The organism is Ectopseudomonas guguanensis, from assembly GCF_900104265.1.
In the GTDB taxonomy this organism is placed as follows: domain Bacteria; phylum Pseudomonadota; class Gammaproteobacteria; order Pseudomonadales; family Pseudomonadaceae; genus Aquipseudomonas; species Aquipseudomonas guguanensis.
Genome location: NZ_FNJJ01000009.1, coordinates 1 through 18,017 on the forward strand (window position 1 = coordinate 1; position 18,017 = coordinate 18,017).

Genomic DNA, 18,017 nt, shown 5'->3' on the forward strand with positions numbered 1-18,017 from the left:
AGACTACGACGTTGATAGGTGGGGTGTGTAAGCGCTGTGAGGCGTTGAGCTAACCCATACTAATTGCCCGTGAGGCTTGACCATATAACACCCAAACAATCTGCCCTCACAGCAGAGGGTGTCGATGGTGAAGTCGACAGAAAGCCGAAAATTTGCAAGAACTACAAAGCCTCTATCACGTATCCAAGGGATAGCGCCTAACCGCGACATCCCAACCGAATTGCTTGACGACCATAGAGCGTTGGAACCACCTGATCCCATCCCGAACTCAGAAGTGAAACGACGCATCGCCGATGGTAGTGTGGTGCTTCACCATGTGAGAGTAGGTCATCGTCAAGCTCCTATACGAACGCCCAGATCACGAAACCAGACAGGGCGTTCTTCTATGTGCGAAAAGTGTGGCGGTGAGAGTCCCGGAGCGCCGGCCACCGGAATGCCGGCCAGATCATAGTCAAGCTCCTATACGAAACCCCAGATCTCGAAAGAGCTCTGGGGTTTCTTCTTGCGCGCGGGAAAACAGTGCGCGTAGGGTGCGCTGCGCGCACCGACAATGACGCGGTTACGAAGGTGCGCGCGGCGCACCCTGCGGGCGTGACGGCGTTTGGCTACGCTCGGGTAGAATGCGCGAATTCTGCAGGGGACTTTCATGTCTGACTTTCCGCCCGAACCGTCCTTGTCATCCTTGCCTGTCGAGCAGCTGGTCGCCTGTCATGAATGCGATCTGCTGATGCGCAAACCTGTGCTGCAGGATGGTGAAAGCGCTGAATGCCCACGTTGTGGTTACGAGTTGTTCAGTCATCGGCATCATGTCGTGCGACGTAGCCTGGCGTTGGTGCTAACGGCGTTGCTGCTCTATGTGCCGGCCAATTTCCTGCCGATCATGCAGCTCAATCTGCTGGGGCAAACCTCGCAGGATACGGTCTGGAGCGGGGTGCTTGGTCTCTACGAGAGTGGCATGCAGGGCATCGCGGTCGTGGTCTTTCTCTGCAGCATGGCCGTGCCGCTGCTCAAGCTGCTCTGCCAACTGTTGGTATTGCTCAGCATTCGCCTGGACTTCGGCCGCGGCTATGGTTTGCTGCTATATCGGATCTATCACCATATGCGTGAGTGGGGGATGCTTGAGGTCTATTTCATGGGCATTCTGGTCGCCATCGTGAAGCTGATGGACCTGGCCGACTTGAGCCTCGGTCTGGGGCTGTTCTGTTTCATCGCGCTGCTTCTGGTTCAGGTGTGGCTGGAGGTGACCATGTCGCCGCATCAGATCTGGGAAGCGCTGTCCGGGGAGGACATTCATGCGGGCGATTGATGCAGGACTGCTGATCTGCCATGAGTGCCACCAGCTAAACCCTGTCGAGACGAATGCCAGACACCAATACTGCAGCCGCTGCGGTGGGCAAATACATGCGCGTCGCCCCAACAGCCTGGTGCGCACCTGGGCCCTGTTGCTGACGTCGGCGATTCTCTACATCCCCGCTAATCTGCTGCCGATCATGACGGTCAACAGCCTGGGCAAGGGGGCGCCTGCGACCATCATGGGCGGTGTTCTGGAACTGATTCACTTTGGCATGCTGCCGATTGCCGCAGTGGTATTCATCGCCAGCATCCTGGTGCCCACTTTCAAGTTGGTTGGCATAGCCCTGCTACTGTATTCGGTGCAACGCCATCAGCCTATGTCGGCGCGTCAGCGCATCCTCATGTATCGCTTCATCGAATGGATCGGCCGCTGGTCGATGCTGGATATCTTCGTCATCGCCATTCTGGTGGCGCTAGTGAATTTCGGCAGCCTGGCGAGTATCGAGCCCGGGCTCGGCGCGGCTGCCTTTGCCAGTGTGGTGATCCTGACCATGCTGGCCGCTCTTACTTTCGATCCTCGTCTTATCTGGGACAATACGGAACCTGACCATGACTGATCTGCCAATGGCAAAAACACGGCCGGCCTCCAACTGGTCGGCCATCTGGGTTCTGCCGCTGATTGCCCTACTGATCGGTGGCTGGCTGGCCTGGCGCGCCTATAGCGAGGCCGGCATCGAGATTCAGGTGATGTTCGAGAGTGGTGACGGCATCCAGGCCGGCAAGACCGAGGTGATCTACAAGGGGATGCCGGTCGGCAAGGTCATCGCCCTGACGCTGGATCGCAGCGAGGCACGGCGTGGGGTAATCGCCACGCTGGAGATGAACAAGGAGGTGGAGGCCCGCTTGGTCACGGGGACGCGCTTCTGGCTGGTTAAACCCAGTGTCACGCTGGCGGGTGTCACCGGATTGGAAACGCTGGTATCCGGCAACTACATCGCCGTGAGCCCTGGTGAAGGCGAGCCGAGCCGCGAGTTCACCGCCTTGCCCGAGGCGCCGCCGCTGGCGGACGATGTGCCTGGACTGCACCTGACTCTCAAGGCCGAACGCCTGGGTTCGCTTAACAGGGACAGCCCGGTGTTCTACAAGCAGATCCAGGTGGGCCGGGTGAAGAGCTTCGCTCTCGCCGAGAATCAGAACACGGTGGAAGTGAAGATCTTCATCCAGCCGGAGTACGCCAGCCTGGTGCGCAAGCACACGCGTTTCTGGAACGCCAGCGGCATCTCCGTCGATGCTGGGCTGTCGGGAGTGAAGGTGCGCACCGAGTCGCTGGCGAGCATCGTTGCCGGCGGCATCGCCTTTGCTACACCCGAGCATCGTACGGACAGTCCTGCGACCGACCCCAGTATCCCCTTTCGCCTTTACGAGGATTACGATGCTGCGCAGGCCGGTATCCGGATTTCGCTCAAGCTGCATGATTTCGAGGGCCTGGAGCCGGGACGAACGCCGGTGATGTACAAAGGCATCCAGGTCGGCCAGATGAAGACGTTCAAGGTCGACAAGGACCTGGGCGGCGCACAGGTGGAGCTGATGCTCGACCCGCGCACCGAAGACTATCTGGTGGAGGGCACCGATTTCTGGGTGGTCAGGCCGTCCATCTCGCTGGCCGGCATCACCGGGCTGGAGGCGCTGGTCAAGGGCAACTACATCGCCATTCGCCCTGGCGAAAGCGGTAACCCGCCGCGGCGCGAGTTCGAGGCCCGCGCCAAGGCGCCGCCGCTGGATCTGGGCGCACCTGGCTTGCATCTTGTGCTTTTCAGCGACAGCCTGGGTTCGATGGAAGTAGGTAGCCCGATCCTTTTCCGGCAGATCAGAGTGGGCAGTGTGCAGAGCTTTCAGCTGTCGCGCGACGACAGCCAGGTGGTGCTGGGTGTGCATATCGAGCCGGAATACAGCCATCTGGTGAACAGTTCGACTCGCTTCTGGAATGCCAGCGGTATCACGCTGAAAGGCGGGCTGTCGGGGGTGGAGCTCAAGAGCGAGTCACTGCAGACATTGCTCGCCGGTGGCATTGCCTTCGAAACGCCGGATCCCAAGGCGGCCAGGGGCGAAGGTCGAGTGCTGCGTTTCGCCCTGCATGCTGATCGCGACGATGCCTTGCAGCCCGGCCTGCAGATTGGCATCCGCGTTGCCGATGGGGATGGCCTGCAGCCCGGCACCCTGGTTCGCTACAAGGGACTGGAAGTGGGCAAGGTGGAAAACCTGAGCCTGACCGATGACCTGCAGGCGGTAACGCTCAATGTGCGCATCACCCAGGCGGCCGAGCAGATCGCCCGTGAGGGCACGCGTTTTTGGGTAGTGAAGCCCGAGTTGAGCCTGACTCGCGCAGCGAACCTCGGCACGCTGGTCAGTGGTCAGTATCTGGAGGTGCAGCCGGCCGCTCAGAAAGGAGCGCGCCGCACCGAATTCACTGCCCTGGCCAGCGCACCGAATCAGGCCGTGCGTGAGGAAGGCCTGCGCCTGGTGCTGAGTGCACCGCGGCGTGGCTCGATCAAGCCGGGGGTGATCGTCAGCTACCGTGAGGTGCCGGTGGGCAAGGTGGTGGACTTCGAGCTGGGGCCGACCTCGGATCGGGTGTTGATCCACGTGCTGATCGAGCCGCGCTATGCGCCGCTGGTGCGTTCGGGCAGCCGCTTCTGGAATGCCAGCGGGATTGGTGTGGATGCCGGGCTGTTCAAGGGCGTGAAGGTGCGCACCGAATCGCTGGAGGCGTTGCTCGAAGGTGGTATCGCGTTCGCTACGCCGAATAACCCGGAGATGGGCGGGCCGGCGCAGCCGGGACAGACCTTCGCGCTGTTCGACGAACCGCAGGAAGGCTGGATGCAGTGGGCGCCGAAGATCGTGCTGGAGCAGTAAGACGATCATGAAAATGAAAGGGGCCGCAGTGAGCGGCCCCTTTCATTTTGCAGCTATAAAAGCTCGCGGCTGAAGCCGCTCCTAGGTGTGCGCGAGTCGTAGGAGCGGCTTCAGCCGCGATGCGGTCAAGCCGGCTCGGTTGCTTCTTCCTGTTCAGCCACCTGCGCCTTGGCACTTTCGCGCGGCTTGATGAACTTCCAGTCCGCCTCGTCGATATAGATGCCGTTAGGGCCGCTGCCGCCTTCCAGGTCGATGGCCACATGGGCCGAGACCTGCGGCTTGACCGAGGCCAGGATCGGCACGAAACCGAGTTGCAGGCTGGTTTCGATCAGCGCTTGCTGGTTGCGCTCGTCGATGTCCGCCGCCTCGTCGAGGTAGTAGGGCAGGCGCACACGCCCGGCCTGCTCGCGATCCATCAGGTGCAGCAGCAGGTACATGTTGGTCAGCGCCTTGATGGTCATGGTGGTGCCGTTGCTCGCTGCGCCATCGATATCGGTGTGGATCACCGGCTGGCCATGCACCTTGGTGATCTCGAAGGCCAGCTCGAACAGATCCTTGAGGCCCAGCTGGTTGCCGTTGGCGGCCACCAGGCGCGACAGGTAGTCCTTGGCCTCTTCGTTCTTGGCGTCCTGCTCGGCCGATTGCGACAGGTCGAACACCGACAGGGTTTCGCCTTCCTCGTACTGGCCGGCGCTGTGGATGATCTGGTCGATATGGCGCAGGGCTTCCTTGTTCGGCGCCAGGACGATGCGGAAGCTTTGCAGGTTGGAAACCTGGCGCTTGTTGATCTCGCGGTTGAACAGCGCCAGCTGGTGCTCGAGGTTGTCGTAGTCGCTGCGGATATTGCGCAGGGTGCGGGCAATATCGGTGACGGCCGCACGGCGCGCCTTGGCCAGAGTCAGGGCTTCATCCTGGCGGTGGGCATAGGCGTTGACCAAGAGTTGCAGGCGGCGCTCGACATCGTCCTCGCTGTCGAACTTGGCCACGCCCTTCAGGCGTACCTGGGCGTAGAGCGCCTCGATCTGACCGTCGATACGCTGCAGCGCCTGCCAGGTGTCCTGGTAGTCGTTGAGCAGCGGCAGCAGGTTGTCCAGCGATTCGTCCACCGGCTCCATGAACGGCGTACCGAAGGGCAGGTCGGCCGGCAGCAGTTGGCGACGACGCAGGGCGTCTTCCAGGGTGCGCTCCTTGGCTTCCAGATCGGCCAGTTGACGGCCGACCAGCTGCAGCTTGGCGGAAAGCTGCTGCACGCGCTCGGCGAAGGCATCGCTGGCGCGCTTGAGTTCGTCCTGGGCGCCTTCCAGTTCGGCCAGGCGCTCCAGCTTCTGCGGCTCCTCGGCGGCCAGGGTCTGGCTCTTGCGGAAGTCCTCCAGGGCCTTCTGCGCATCCAGCACGGCCTGGTACAGCGTCTCGGCCTGGGCCTTGCTGGCAGCGCGGTCGGCGGCGACCGACTGCTGGGTCTTGAGCTGCTTGAGCTCGCGCTCCAGGCGATCCTTCTGATCGCGCAGGGCGGCGCGGTCGGCCAGTGCCTGCAGCGCCGGGGGCTCGATATGGCTGAGGTCGATGGACAGGCCCGGCACGGCGAAGGTGTCGCCCTTGAAGCGATCCAGTACCGCTTCGACCGCCTTGACCCAGTCGTCGCCCTCGGCCTGGATGCCCTTCTCGCCCAACGGCAGGCTGAACAGCTGGCCGTTGAACAGGCGCATCAGGCGGTCGACGTCCTGCTGGCTGAATTCCTCGCGCAGGCGCGAGTAGCTGTTGTTGTCGGCGTGATCGAGCTGCTGCTTGACCGACTTGAGGCGCTTTTCCAGATCGCGCAGGCGCTCGTCCAGGTCTTCGCTGGAGAACTGCCGCGACTGCGCCAGGGCGCCGGCCAGTTCGTCGTGGGCGTCCTTGGCGGCGAGCAGTTGCTCTTCCAGCACCTTGGCGTTTTCCACCAGGGCGAAGCGGTTCTTCAGCACGGAAAGCTCGCCCAACCAGCGCTGGATTTCGCTGATCTCGCGCTCCAGGCGCATCAGCTCGGCCGTGCCGCCGCGCTGCTCGTTCTGCAGGCCGTCCTGCTCGTTGCGATAGTGCTCGGCCTGGATCACCAGCTCTTCCTTGCGCGTATCGGCGTAGTCGTGCCAGGTGCCCAGCAGGTTGTCGAGCAGCGGCGAGAGACGGTGCAGCTTGCCGCGCAGCACTTCGCGCTGGGCCACGCCCGAAGCCAGTGCCTCGATCAAGGGGCCGGCGGTGACCAGGGCCTGGTAGTCCTGCTCCATGCGGCGCACATCGCGAAACGCCTCTTCCGTAGCGGCGATATAGTCGACGCTGCCCGAGCGCAGGCTGTGCTCGAAGGCATCGAGGAACAGCTGCTTGAGCTTGGCCGCGGTGATCTCGCGCATATGCAGCAGGTTGATGAACAGGGCGCGGAAGGTCTTCAGGCTCTGTTCGCTGGTCGAACGCAGCGGGATCAGGGTCAGGTCCAGCGGGATGCTGGTGTGACCGCCGACCAGCAGGCGACGCAGCTCGTCGGGCTTGAGTTCATAGGCAGTGATGCCGGCCTGGCCGAGGTTCTTGAACAGTTCGCGCTGACGCAGGCAGGTGCCGTTCTGCTGGTAGTGCTCCAGATCCAGCTCGCCGGCGTAGGCGAAGAACTGATGGCCGAAGCCGCCACCCGGGCCGCGACCGGCCACGCCGATCACGTGCGGACCATGGGGCAGGGCGACCTCGACGAGGATGTAGCTTGTGTCGCTGGCGAAGTAGAACTTGCGCGAGGCTTCCAGGCTGTACTTGCCGAAGCTCATGTCCGACATGCGCGCCAGGATGGGGAACTGCAGGGCGTTGATCGAGGCGGATTTGCCCAGGTTGTTGGCGCCGTAGACCGACAGCGGGTTTTCCAGCGGGAACAGGCCGAGGCTGTAGCCGGCGGTGTTCAGCAGGGCGAAGCGGCGGATGCCGTAGCGTTCCTGGCTCATGCGTCCATCTCCTGTGCGGCGCGTTCTTCGGCCATGGCGCGGGCCAGGGCATCTTCCTCGGATTCTTCGATATCGATGACAGCGGTCGCGTCGGCATCGCCATCATCATCCAGCAGTACCGGTGCCGGCAGCGGCAGGTCGCTGCTGTGCAGGCTGGCGGCCAGGTCGCGGTCATGCTGCACCGACAGGCAGACGTCGAGGAAACGGTGCATCGGCGGCAGGAAGCGGTACACGCCATTGCTGTCCTCGGCGAAGCCGAGTTGCACCAGTCGGCGGATGATCTTGTCTTCCAGCTCCTCGAAGGTGGTCACCTCGGCCTGCAGGAACAGGTCGCGGTACTTCTCCAGCAGCGCCGGCAGCTCGTCACGGCCGATGCTGCCGCCGTCGAGTACGGAGAGCGGGTCGCGGCCCTGGTCGGCCAGATGCTCGACCAGGATGAAGGTGAACAGCGCCAGGCGCTGGGCGGTCTTGTTCACCTGCGGGGCGACCTGCTCGGGGACGAAGTAGTAGAAACCGCGCGGGTCGCAGACCAACTCGAAGCCGAGGGCGCGGAACAGGGCGCGGTACTGGTCCTGCATGCTGGACAGCTGGGCGTAGCACTCCGGCTCGCTGCGCGAGATGTGGTAGCCCTTGAACAGGTCGCGGAAGGCAGCCGCGAGCTGGGTCATTTCTTTCAGATCGATGTTCATGGCAATCCGTTGGCTAGTGGAGCCGCGTAGGGTGCGCCGTGCGCACCGGGTCGTCGGTTATGGTGCGCACGGCGCACCCTACGGAGTCTTGAGCAGGGCATAGGAACTGAGGCTGACCTCGTGCTCGCGGGTCAGGTACTGGCGGCGTTCCAGGCGTTCACGCTGGAAGCGCGACTCGCGCGACAGGCGCGAGAACCAGTAGAGCAGCTCGTCGGTGGCGCCTTCCGGTTCCTGTTCCAGCAGCCAGGCCATCAGGTCCGGCAGCGGCAGGGCCTGCTCGCAGCGCTCGATCATTTCCCGCGCGGTCTTCGGCGCCTTGGGCGCGCCGCCCTTGCGGCTGCCGCTGGCCTTGGGGAAATGCGCCGGCTTGGCTTCGAAGCGCGCCAGGGCGTAGACGTAGGCCTCGACCTGGCTGGCCGAGCCGAGGAAGTTGCTCTGCGGCCGGGTGAACAGCGGCATGGCCGCCTGCGGCACGGCGTCGATGCCCTTCTTGCGGATCACCGACAGCGCCAGTGCGGCACCACGGGTCACTGCGTTGTGCCGGCGCGCTTCTTCGCGCAGCGGCAGCAGCAGCTCGCGGGCCTTGCGTAGGGTCAGCTGGGCGGTGGTCTGCATTTCCAGGATGCGCGCGTGGGTGCGCAGCAGCAGGTCGTCGTCGACCAGCTGGCCGAGGCGCTGCTGGTCGCCGAGCAGGCGCAGCAGCACCTGTTCGACGCGGCGCACGCCCTGCTCGAAGGCACCGTCGGCGGCGACCAGCTGGATCATCGGCTCGACGTACTCGTCCCAGGTGGCCAGCACTTCGGCGTAGCGCTGGCGCAGGGGAATCTGCCGATCCGAGGTCTTGGCCCGGTCGGCCACACCGACCAGCGCCTGTTCGTCGTTGGCCAGCTTCTTCAGCACGTCGCGCACGCGCATATCGAGCAGGCGCAACTGGCGCGCCAGGTCGTTGGCGTCGCGCACCTCGAAGGCGTCCTGGATGTAGCCGGCCAGACGCTCCAGATGGCGCAGGTAGGCTTCGATCTCCAGGCACAGGCCGAGGCGGTGCTCGCGGCGCAGGTAGGCGAGAAAGTCGTGGATCTGCGCGTTGAGCTCGAAACGGTTGGGGCTCTTGGCCACCGGCACCAGGATATCCAGGCGGATCCAGGTGTCGAGCAGGGCGGTTGTGTCGCTGGGCGTGGCGTCGGGCAACTGCGAGGCGAGCTGGCTGCGCAGCTCCACCAGGCTCAGGGTGCCGGCGTCGAAACGCTCGCAGAGCGGTTCGAGCAACGTCCAGTGTTCGGCGAGGGCGCGCAATACGCGCTTGGGATCGATCATCGAGGCGCCGGGTTCCAGGCAGGTTAAAGGGCGCAATTGTACTGCAAGGCGAGTGCCGTTTATGAGCGCAAGTCGATCAGAGGCAGGTGACGCTATTCGGCACATTGGGACGGACTGCGCAGTGCGAACGCCGGCAAGTGCTTGAAAGGCTGGGAAAACCCAGGGTGTGAACGGTGGCACGCTTTCTGCCGAGGTGCAGCGGTGAACCTGTTTGTGGAGCCTGCGATGACCGCCCTTGCCCTGAACGTCGATGCCCGTTGGCATGAGCTGCAGCACCAGCGTGATCTGAACTGGGACCTGCACGCCATTACCGACCGTGCCCAGGCCATCGCCTTTTTGCGCCGTTTCGAGAATCGCCTGTGCATCTACTCCAGCTATGTCGAGAAGCTCTACAGCAATTACAGCTTCGTGGTGCCGCAGGACGAGCAGGGCGGCATCACCATCCTGCCGGACGAAATGGCCTGGCACGACACCTTCCACGACATTCCCGCCGATGCCGTGGAGCCCACCGGCGTGCATATCCTGCCCGGCGAAGCGGTGGGGTTCGATGGCCTGTATCTGAAGGTGCCCGGCGAGTCGCGTCTGATCGCCTCGCGCGAGTTGCCCTTCCAGGAAGGTTTGCGTCTTTTGATCGAGCGCTATCGTGCGCGCGACGAGCATTTTTTGCCGGTGCTGGTGAAGGGCGATCTGCGCGAGTACGAGGCGCGCATGCCCTCGCTGCACCTGCACCGCATCAACCCGGCCAAGCTCGCCCATTGTTCGCGCCTGAGCATCGACGCCATCCGCGGCGTGATTGCCGAGCATCTGCTGGCCCTGTTCCGCCAGCACTGAGCGCGGCGGGTGTTACGGCGATGTGACCCGCGGTAACACTGGCGCCGCCCTGGCAGGCAGCAATGCAGGCCCTTGCCATCCTTTTCTCGACTATGGGTCGGGCCGTTTTGCGCCGGGCATCCCTATAGTGGCTACAAGGACTCGAGTCGGAATGCTCGACAGCCATTACAAGAAAAGGGGTTTTGCCATGCGCCCGTCCTTTCGTTTCACCAAACACGCTCTGGCACTGGTCTGCGCTGCGGCCTTGAGCGGCCCGGCCCAGGCCAGGATGGTCGAGCTGGAGGACGGAGAACTGTCGGATATCACCGGGCAGGCTTTTATCAACCTGACCACCGACACTGCCGGACAGATCAATTACACCCGGGTCAACTTTGGGCTCAAGGTGGATACCCAGCTCAATATCAAGAAGCTGGAGCTGGGTAGCTACGCACGGGCAGGTGAGACTCGCCCCTCGGACATCCTGATCAACAACTTCGCCTTGGGTACGGTCGGTGCCAACGACAGCATCAATCCGTTTCAGATTGTCGACCCTTATCTGGAGCTGGCTTATGAGGGCAATCAGGTCGTAGGCGTGCGCATCGGCTTCGGCCAAGCCAAGGGCGTGTTGTCTGGTGACATCTCCCATCTGACTGGCAAGATCGCGGTGGACCTGGAAGGCAAGGCCAAGCCGCTGCTCGACGAAGCCAATTTCTTTCAGCGTCTGCTGCTCGGCGCGACGGTGAACGAGAACTCAACCATCCGCTCCGAGGCAGAGCTGGTCAGCAATGGGACGCCTGATTCAGTGCGCGCCAGTCAGGCCGGGCTGAAAAACGGCTCGGTCGTACAGTGTGTGGCCAACTGCAACCTGCTCGGCGGACTGCTCACCGCTTTCCCCTCGCAGGGTTGTCAGATCATCGGCATTGCAACCTGCTTCAACCTCAGTCAGTTCCAATCCCTGAACATCGGTAACGTAAGCGCTCCCGGTATGGATCAAGCCGCCAAGGGCGTTTTCATCTCGCTGCAAGTCAAGGACCTGCAGTGGCGCGATATGGATACCTCCGCGCTGATCAATACCGTCGCGGGTGCTTTTCTCAATATCCCCAAGTACCGCGATGCCAATGGCAACCTGGTGGCGGGTATCAAGTTCGATTTCGATCAGGCGCTCAACGGCATTCCGCGTCAGGATACCTGCCTGGGTAGCGCCATCTCGGGGTGCTGAGCATGATCAGTCGTAGTCTTTCGCTGATGATATTCGCAGGGCTTGGCGTCTCCGCCCAGGCCATGGAGCCCCTGAGCGATGCCGAGCTGTCCGATGTACAGGGCGCCGGCCTGGGTTTCGTGCTGGATCAGGTGCTGCTCGATGGCTCCGGTGCGCAGATCGTGATCAACGACATCACCGACGGCCAGGGGCGCAACGTGCCCATCTCGGTGAAGAACCTCTATCTGGGCGCAGCCGGCAGCAACAAGGGCGCCAATCTCAGTCCGGTGACCATCGGCAGCCTCGATCACCCCTTCGAGCTGGAACTGGCCAAGGGCGAGGAGCTGCGTACCCTGCGCGACGACGGGCAGTGGGTACAGACCACCCCGAACAACATCACCGTTTTGTCGTTCAAGTTTCCCGAGCGGCTGGTCGCTGGTGGCAACCCCTGCATCGCCGGCTATGCCGCGGCTGGCTCCAACTGCTCCACGAATGCCAGCGGGCGCGCCGATCTGGGCGTGCGCTTCGATTTCCAGGTGGCAGCCGGGCGCACCGAGATGCTGGCGCTGGACTTCCATCAGTTGGTGATGGACGGCTCCTACCTACGCCTGTGGGGCGACCCCGGGCAGAACGGCAATGGCGAGCTGGTCGGCGAGGCGCGCATCAACATCTTCGCCAAGACCCTGGAAGTGATGTCCTGCGCCCAGGCCAACTGCAATACCGCGGGTGAGACGGCCGCCCAGCGCGGCGCGCGCACCCTCTACATCACCAACGGCTACGCCAATATCGCCCTGGGCTACGGCAAGTCGCAGCCGCTGCGCCTGCGCTCCAGCGCCGACGGCCAGTTCGTTCTGGAACTGCAGAACCCGACTACGGGCGGCACCACCGCAGCGCAGCGTCAGGCCCTGGCCAGTGATTTCTATGCCAACGCGCCGCGTACCAATCTGGTGTTCGAGAACCTGACCGTCGGCGGCACCCGTAGCAGCCCGACCGCCATTCCCACCGGCGGTTACAACTTCGGTCGCAACGAGATTTCCGGACTGAGCTTCAACTACCTGAAGGTGAGCAGCTATGACCTGCGCTAGAACGGCTGGAGTTCTGCTGTCGCTGTTGCCGGCGCTGGCCCTGGCGGAAATGCAGGCGCTCGATGACAGCGCGCTCAGCGAGATGAGCGGGCAGGGCGGGGTCTATCTGTCCGGCGAGTTCAGCATCAACAAGGACGGTGGTGTGCTCTGGGGCACGCCCACCACCAACAATCCGGCGCAGTGGACGGCCAACCAGCGCAGCTGCGCCCTGGCCGGCGCAGCCACGCCGGAGAGCTGCGGCCTGCGCGTGGCGATACGTTCCGGCGCCAATGCCGGCTGGTACGTGCTGGACAACCTCAAGGGCATCTTCAGCTTCGAGGGTCTGACCCTGGATACCCGCACCCTCACCAGCGCCGGCGGCGAACGCGAGGTGCTGGCGCTGGGGTTGCCCAACGAGATCCGTTTCAAGGACGGCAACTTCGCCTTCGGCGTGGCCAGTCAGGGCGGCTGGAAGAACAAGGCGCTGAGCGCCGCCAATGGCGGCGACCCGAGCTACCAGCAGACCAATATCTTCTCGGCCAAGATCGACGGCAGCATCCGCATGCAGGGCAGTGTGCTGATCTTCCCGACCAATTGAGGAGCCGGATCATGCAGCGTTATGGATGGCTCTCGGCGTTTCTTCTCGGCAGCTCACCGGTCTGGGCCATGCAGGCACTGGACGACGATGGCCTGGCTAGCGTCAGTGGCCGCGGCGGCATCAGCATCGAAACCGCCGGTGGCGGTTGGTCGGCGGAAAGCCTGGAATACCGCGAGGACGGTCATAGCCTGCGAATCGAGGGCGTTTCCAGCCGCCCGCAGCAGCCGGGCAGCGTTTCCACCACCAAGATCGACGTGATCGACGATCGTCTGCATGTCGAGCATCAGGGACGGCCGAATCAACTGGCGGTGAACAACATAGGTTTCGCCGGCAGCGACAAGAGCTTCGGCGCCTTCCGCGCCTTCTATACCCTGGGCGCCAGCCTCAAGCTCAGTGGCGGCGGTGCCGAGGGCGTGGCCGGTTTCAGCGTCGATGGCAGCCGCCTGAGCCTGGATGCGGTGACCTTCTATTACCGCGATAACGGCTTCGATCTGATCGTGCGCAATGCCTCATTCGATGCCTACCTGAACAATGCTTATCTGGACATCGTCAGCGGCGGCAATGGTTCGGCGGTGCGTCTCGACCTGGGTGACACGCGCTTCGTCGCGCATGTCGGCGGCATCGGGCTGGACCTGGCGCACGGCGATCCCGGTGTCGCAGTAACGCCCGGCGCGCCGGATACGCGGCACCCCGATCACGCGCGCAGTTTCGGCCAGCTGGATATGGATCTGCGCCTCGGCGGCAGCATCCGCATCGCCGGTGGCGGTGCCAGTGGCGAGGGCGTGCGCCTGATCCCGCAGATCACCATCGCCAACAGCCTGTTCCAGTACAGGGACGATGGCGTGCTGCGCGCCGAGAACTTCGCCGGCGTGCTCAGCAGCCAGAACGGCATCACCCTCGATCTGGGCGAGGACGGCAGCGGGCGCTACGCCCAGCTGGCCTTTCAGGATCTGAAACTCAGCGCCAGCCTCGGCGGCCTGATCATTGGCAACCCCAGCAATCAGAAGATCGGCAGCCTGGCGCTGGACCTCAACTTCCAGGACCAGGGCGCGCGGCAGAACTGGTTCAGGCTGCGTCCGGGCGGCGATACCAATTCTGGGCTCAAGGGCATCACCGCGGACCTGTCCTGGAACATGGTCAGCAGCTCGGTCTCGCTCACCGATAACGGCAACAGCATGTGGTTCAGTGGCCTGCGCACCCATGGCAGTGGCCAGCTCAGCGTCGACCTGACCAGGAGCTGCGCTGGCGGCATCAGCAGCGGCTGTTACGCCGGCAGCCTCAACACCCAGCCGGGCAGCGGGGGTTATGACGGCCATTTCGACGGCCTGCGCCTGGGCCTGAAGAATGTCAGGGGCGGCTACAGCTTCGATGGCCTGCGCGTTGGTCGGGCCGATGCGCCCTTGCAGGGCGGCACCGAGTTGCTGGTGCTGCTGGAAGTCTTTCCGGCTTACGACTTCACCCTCAATGGCCAGCTGACCCTGCGTCCCGGTGGGGCGAGCGGCGACGGCGTGCGCTACAACGCCGACTTCATCGTCAGCGACGCCAATGCGGCGATTACCGTAGACGAAACCGGCAAGGGCCTGTGGCTGGCCGGCACCCGCTACGACATGCATTTTCGCGATGGCTCGCTGGACGTGACGCAAAATGGCGTGCAACTGAACAAGGGCACCTATTGGTCCACCCTGGACGTGCATGATGTGCGTTGGGGGGATCGGGCCGCCGGGCAAAGCCTTGGGCGCATCGTGCTGCGCCGTTACGAGCAGGGTTCCACGCTGAGTCTCAGTTCCGGTGGTGCAGGCGCGTTGTGCGTCGGTGGCAGCGGCAGCAACGCCTCGGCCTGCTCGGCCAGCGGCGGGCGCTGGGAGGATCGTGGCAACGAAGGGCTGACGGCGGGGCTGAAGAACGTCTTCGTGCGCGATGGCTCGGGCAATCCGGCCAGCAGCGTGTCCACCAGCGAGAAGCGCAACCAGCTGATCATCGAGACGGACCGGGTGAACGGCGTCAACGGCAGCGGCGCGCAACTGGTGGTGGACAACTTCCACACCTCGGACGCCAATCCGACCGATGCCAATGCCAACAGCTACGGCGTGCGCGTCGACCTCAACCTGGACGTGGCACCGACCAAGGTCTGCAACAAGGGCGCCAGCGGTTGCCCGCCCGTCACACCTGACCCGCTGGGCTTCGCCGTCAACGGCCGGGTGCACTTCAAGGAAATCAATATCGACCGCATCCAGAACGTGCACCCCACCGGTGGCGCGGTCACCTCCATGTACGGCATCAAGCTGCAGAATGCCGATATCCGCGCCAACCTGACCGCCACGCCGATCAACTGAGGGCAGCGGTCACGCCCCTGTCATCGCCGAGCCGTAGGGTTCGCCATGCGCACCCATGCCTTGCAGATCGCTGGTGCGCACGGCGCATCCTACTTCGTTGCCGAAGCAGCCGGTAATTGCCCGTTGTACAAAAAATCTCCAATGCCCTTTCGATATTCATCGGTTATCGGCACAATTCGCGTCCACTTTTTTCGGGGGCCGCGAGGCACCCCTTGGCCGACCTTGCTGGAGCGACGAGATGATCCAGACGCCGTACTACCTCATCGACAAACAGAAGCTCCTGGTCAACCTGGAGAAGATCGCCTATGTGCGCGAGAACTCAGGTGCCAAGGCGCTGCTGGCGCTGAAATGCTTCGCCACCTGGTCGGTGTTCGACCTGATGCAGCAATACATGGACGGCACGACCTCATCGTCCCTCTATGAGTTGAAGCTCGGCCGGCAGAAGTTCGCCGGCGAAACCCACGCCTACAGCGTGGCCTGGGCCGACGACGAGATCGAAGAGATGGTCGCCAACTGCGACAAGATCATCTTCAACTCCATCGGCCAGCTCGAACGTTTCGCCGAGCGGACCGAGGGCACCATCCGCGGCCTGCGCGTCAATCCGCAGGTGAGCAGCTCCGACTACCTGCTGGCCGACCCGGCACGTCCGTTCAGCCGCCTCGGCGAGTGGGATCCGGAAAAGATCGCCAAGGTCATGGGGCAGATTTCCGGCTTCATGTTCCACAACAACTGCGAGAACGGCAGCTTCGAGCTGTTCGACAAGATGCTGAGCACCATCGAGGAGCGCTTCGGTCACCTGATCGCCCAGGTCGAGTGGGTCAGCCTCGGCGGCGGCATCCATTTCACCGGCGAGGGCTATCCGATCGATGCCTTCTGCGCGCGCCTGAAAGCCTTCTCGGAAAAATACGGCGTGCAGGTGTATCTGGAGCCGGGCGAAGCGGCGATCACCCTGAGTGCCTCGCTGGAAGTCACCGTGCTCGACACCCTGTACAACGGCAAGCACCTGGCGGTGGTCGACAGCTCGATCGAAGCGCACATGCTCGACCTCCTGATCTATCGCCTCAACGCCAAGATGGCGCCGAATGACGGCGAACACACCTACATGGTCTGCGGCAAGAGCTGCCTGGCCGGCGATATCTTCGGCGAGTACCAGTTCGACAAGCCGCTGAAGATCGGTGACCGTCTGTCGTTCATCGACGCGGCCGGCTACACCATGGTCAAGAAGAACTGGTTCAACGGCCTGAAGATGCCGTCCATCGTGGTGAAACAACTCGACGGTAGCGTTGAAGTGGTTCGCCAGTTCGAGTTCGACGACTACCTGTCTAGTCTGTCCTGACATTGCTGCGGTGGGCTGAAGCCCACCCTACGGCTCAAGACTCGGTGTTGGGTGGGCCGGGCGGCGATCCGCTTCAGCCCACCACCCCAAATACGCATCAAAACGCTTTCAACAACGCAGTTCCCTGGAGGTGAAACAATTGAAGAAGAATGTTCTGATCATTGGTGCAGGAGGTGTTGCCAAGGTGGTGGCCCATAAGTGCGCGCAACACAATGACGAGTTAGGTCGCATTGCAATTGCGTCGCGCAACATCTCCAAATGCCAGGCCATCATCGACAGCGTGCAGGCAAAGGGCGGTCTCAAGCAGCCCGGCGAGATCAAGGCCTATGCGCTGAACGCCCTGGACGTGGAAGCGACCAAGGCACTGATCCGCGAAACCGAATCGCAGATCGTCATCAACGTCGGTTCGGCGTTCCTCAACATGTCCGTGCTGCGCGCCTGTATCGACACCGGCGTCGCCTACCTGGACACCGCCATCCACGAAGATCCGAGCAAGATCTGTGAAACCCCGCCGTGGTACGGCAACTACGAGTGGAAGCACCTGGCCGAATGCCAGGAAAAGGGCGTGACCGCCATCCTCGGCGTGGGTTTCGACCCGGGCGTGGTCAACTCCTATGCCGCTCTGGCGCAACAACAGTACTTCGACAAGATCGAGTCGATAGACATCCTCGACGTCAACGCCGGTTCGCACGGCAAGTACTTCGCCACCAATTTCGACCCGGAAATCAACTTCCGCGAATTCACCGGCACGGTCTACAGCTGGCAGAACAGCCAGTGGGTGAGCAACCGCATGTTCGAAGTCAAACGCACCGACGATCTGCCGGTGGTGGGCGAACAGAACCTGTATCTGACCGGCCATGACGAGGTGCACTCGCTGTCCAAGCACCTCGACGTACCGAACGTCCGCTTCTGGATGAGCTTCGGCGACCACTACATCAACGTGTTCACCGTGCTGAAGAACCTCGGCCTGCTCTCCGAGCAGCCGGTCAAGACCGCCGAAGGCCTTGAGGTTGTACCTCTGAAAGTGGTCAAGGCCGTGCTGCCCGACCCCGCCTCGCTGGCGCCGGGCTACACCGGCAAGACCTGCATCGGCGACCTGGTCAAGGGCACCAAGGATGGCCAGCCGCGCGAGCTGTTCATCTACAACGTGGCCGACCACGAAGAAGCCTTTGCCGAGACCGACAGCCAGGGCATCTCCTACACCGCTGGCGTGCCGCCGGTTGCCGCCGCGCTGCTGGTCGCGCGTGGCGAGTGGGATGCCAAGCGCATGGTCAACGTCGAAGAGCTGCCGGCCGAGCCGTTCCTCAAGCTGCTGGACGTAATGGGCCTGCCCACCCGCATCAAGGACGAGCACGGCGACCGTCCCTGGGATCAGTAATCTCAGGTGGCCTCCGAAAGCCCCGCTGCGCGAGCAGCGGGGTTTTTTGTTTCTGGGCGCTTTGTTTGCCCGCAATCTCCCTGCAACGCTTCCCGCTCCGGTCATTTCACGCGACAATCCGCCCCTGTTGAAAA

13 protein-coding genes and 2 rRNA genes are annotated in these 18,017 nt (G+C 63.1%); 12 read left to right on the top strand and 3 right to left on the bottom strand.

Features of this window, described 5'->3' with window-relative positions; genetic code table 11:
- The 5 genes from BLS61_RS14030 to BLS61_RS14050 form a co-directional block, all read left to right on the top strand.
- Positions 1 to 84: ribosomal RNA gene (locus BLS61_RS14030) — 23S ribosomal RNA — on the top strand; the annotation flags it as partial.
- A gap of 139 nt (positions 85 to 223) precedes the next feature.
- A 5S ribosomal RNA gene (gene rrf / locus BLS61_RS14035) occupies positions 224 to 339 on the top strand.
- Positions 340 to 646: 307 nt separating this feature from the next.
- Positions 647 to 1,306 carry a paraquat-inducible protein A gene (locus BLS61_RS14040; RefSeq protein WP_090431839.1) on the top strand — a complete coding sequence of 220 codons (660 nt, stop codon included), beginning with the start codon at positions 647 to 649 and terminating at the stop codon, positions 1,304 to 1,306.
- Positions 1,293 to 1,910: a paraquat-inducible protein A gene (locus BLS61_RS14045; RefSeq protein WP_090431841.1), complete on the top strand. Its 618-nt coding sequence runs from the start codon at positions 1,293 to 1,295 to the stop codon at positions 1,908 to 1,910. The genes BLS61_RS14040 and BLS61_RS14045 overlap by 14 nt, the downstream gene beginning before the upstream one ends.
- Entirely contained in the window at positions 1,903 to 4,206 is a 2,304-nt protein-coding gene (locus tag BLS61_RS14050) for a PqiB family protein (protein ID WP_090431843.1), read from the top strand. The genes BLS61_RS14045 and BLS61_RS14050 overlap by 8 nt, the downstream gene beginning before the upstream one ends.
- Before the next feature lie 125 nt (positions 4,207 to 4,331).
- Here the strand turns inward: BLS61_RS14050 and mksF are convergent, their stop codons facing one another.
- The 3 genes from mksF to mksB all read right to left on the bottom strand — a co-directional run bounded on the left by mksF (position 4,332) and on the right by mksB (position 9,166).
- On the bottom strand, positions 4,332 to 7,163 hold the full coding sequence (gene mksF, locus BLS61_RS14055) for an Mks condensin complex protein MksF (RefSeq protein WP_090431845.1): 2,832 nt from the start codon (positions 7,161 to 7,163) through the stop codon (positions 4,332 to 4,334).
- Positions 7,160 to 7,852 (bottom strand): Mks condensin complex protein MksE, encoded by a 693-nt coding sequence (gene mksE / locus BLS61_RS14060; protein ID WP_011921066.1) that lies wholly within the window; start codon positions 7,850 to 7,852, stop codon positions 7,160 to 7,162. The genes mksF and mksE overlap by 4 nt, the downstream gene beginning before the upstream one ends.
- Positions 7,853 to 7,930: 78 nt before the next feature.
- Positions 7,931 to 9,166: an Mks condensin complex protein MksB gene (mksB, locus tag BLS61_RS14065; protein ID WP_090431847.1), complete on the bottom strand. Its 1,236-nt coding sequence runs from the start codon at positions 9,164 to 9,166 to the stop codon at positions 7,931 to 7,933.
- Between the two features lie 225 nt (positions 9,167 to 9,391).
- Between mksB and BLS61_RS14070 the strand changes: the two genes are divergently transcribed.
- The 7 genes from BLS61_RS14070 to BLS61_RS14100 all read left to right on the top strand — a co-directional run bounded on the left by BLS61_RS14070 (position 9,392) and on the right by BLS61_RS14100 (position 17,883).
- The gene (locus BLS61_RS14070) at positions 9,392 to 9,997 is read left to right on the top strand and encodes a hypothetical protein (protein ID WP_090431848.1); all 606 of its coding nucleotides are present in this window, start codon (positions 9,392 to 9,394) and stop codon (positions 9,995 to 9,997) included.
- A 187-nt stretch (positions 9,998 to 10,184) separates the two neighbouring features.
- Complete coding sequence (locus BLS61_RS14075; protein ID WP_090432178.1) at positions 10,185 to 11,195, top strand: DUF6160 family protein; 1,011 nt, start codon at positions 10,185 to 10,187, stop codon at positions 11,193 to 11,195.
- A 2-nt stretch (positions 11,196 to 11,197) separates the two neighbouring features.
- Entirely contained in the window at positions 11,198 to 12,259 is a 1,062-nt protein-coding gene (locus tag BLS61_RS14080) for a hypothetical protein (RefSeq protein WP_090432176.1), read from the top strand.
- Positions 12,246 to 12,836, top strand: coding sequence for a DUF6160 family protein (locus tag BLS61_RS14085; RefSeq protein WP_011921069.1), 591 nt, complete (start codon positions 12,246 to 12,248; stop codon positions 12,834 to 12,836). Before BLS61_RS14080 ends, BLS61_RS14085 begins: the two co-directional genes overlap by 14 nt.
- A gap of 11 nt (positions 12,837 to 12,847) precedes the next feature.
- Entirely contained in the window at positions 12,848 to 15,169 is a 2,322-nt protein-coding gene (locus BLS61_RS14090) for a DUF6160 family protein (RefSeq protein ID WP_090431850.1), read from the top strand.
- A gap of 238 nt (positions 15,170 to 15,407) precedes the next feature.
- Positions 15,408 to 16,505, top strand: coding sequence for a carboxynorspermidine decarboxylase (locus BLS61_RS14095; protein WP_090431852.1), 1,098 nt, complete (start codon positions 15,408 to 15,410; stop codon positions 16,503 to 16,505).
- 139 nt (positions 16,506 to 16,644) lie between these two features.
- Positions 16,645 to 17,883 (top strand): saccharopine dehydrogenase family protein, encoded by a 1,239-nt coding sequence (locus tag BLS61_RS14100; protein WP_059392957.1) that lies wholly within the window; start codon positions 16,645 to 16,647, stop codon positions 17,881 to 17,883.
- Positions 17,884 to 18,017 lie beyond the last annotated feature (134 nt).

Coding starts and splice junctions, on each gene's coding strand:
- BLS61_RS14040 (WP_090431839.1), top strand. CDS start 647: ATGTCTGACTTTCCGCCCGAACCGTCCTTGTCATCCTTGCCTGTCGAG.
- BLS61_RS14045 (WP_090431841.1), top strand. CDS start 1,293: ATGCGGGCGATTGATGCAGGACTGCTGATCTGCCATGAGTGCCACCAG.
- BLS61_RS14050 (WP_090431843.1), top strand. CDS start 1,903: ATGACTGATCTGCCAATGGCAAAAACACGGCCGGCCTCCAACTGGTCG.
- mksF (WP_090431845.1), bottom strand. CDS start 7,163: ATGAGCCAGGAACGCTACGGCATCCGCCGCTTCGCCCTGCTGAACACC.
- mksE (WP_011921066.1), bottom strand. CDS start 7,852: ATGAACATCGATCTGAAAGAAATGACCCAGCTCGCGGCTGCCTTCCGC.
- mksB (WP_090431847.1), bottom strand. CDS start 9,166: ATGATCGATCCCAAGCGCGTATTGCGCGCCCTCGCCGAACACTGGACG.
- BLS61_RS14070 (WP_090431848.1), top strand. CDS start 9,392: ATGACCGCCCTTGCCCTGAACGTCGATGCCCGTTGGCATGAGCTGCAG.
- BLS61_RS14075 (WP_090432178.1), top strand. CDS start 10,185: ATGCGCCCGTCCTTTCGTTTCACCAAACACGCTCTGGCACTGGTCTGC.
- BLS61_RS14080 (WP_090432176.1), top strand. CDS start 11,198: ATGATCAGTCGTAGTCTTTCGCTGATGATATTCGCAGGGCTTGGCGTC.
- BLS61_RS14085 (WP_011921069.1), top strand. CDS start 12,246: ATGACCTGCGCTAGAACGGCTGGAGTTCTGCTGTCGCTGTTGCCGGCG.
- BLS61_RS14090 (WP_090431850.1), top strand. CDS start 12,848: ATGCAGCGTTATGGATGGCTCTCGGCGTTTCTTCTCGGCAGCTCACCG.
- BLS61_RS14095 (WP_090431852.1), top strand. CDS start 15,408: ATGATCCAGACGCCGTACTACCTCATCGACAAACAGAAGCTCCTGGTC.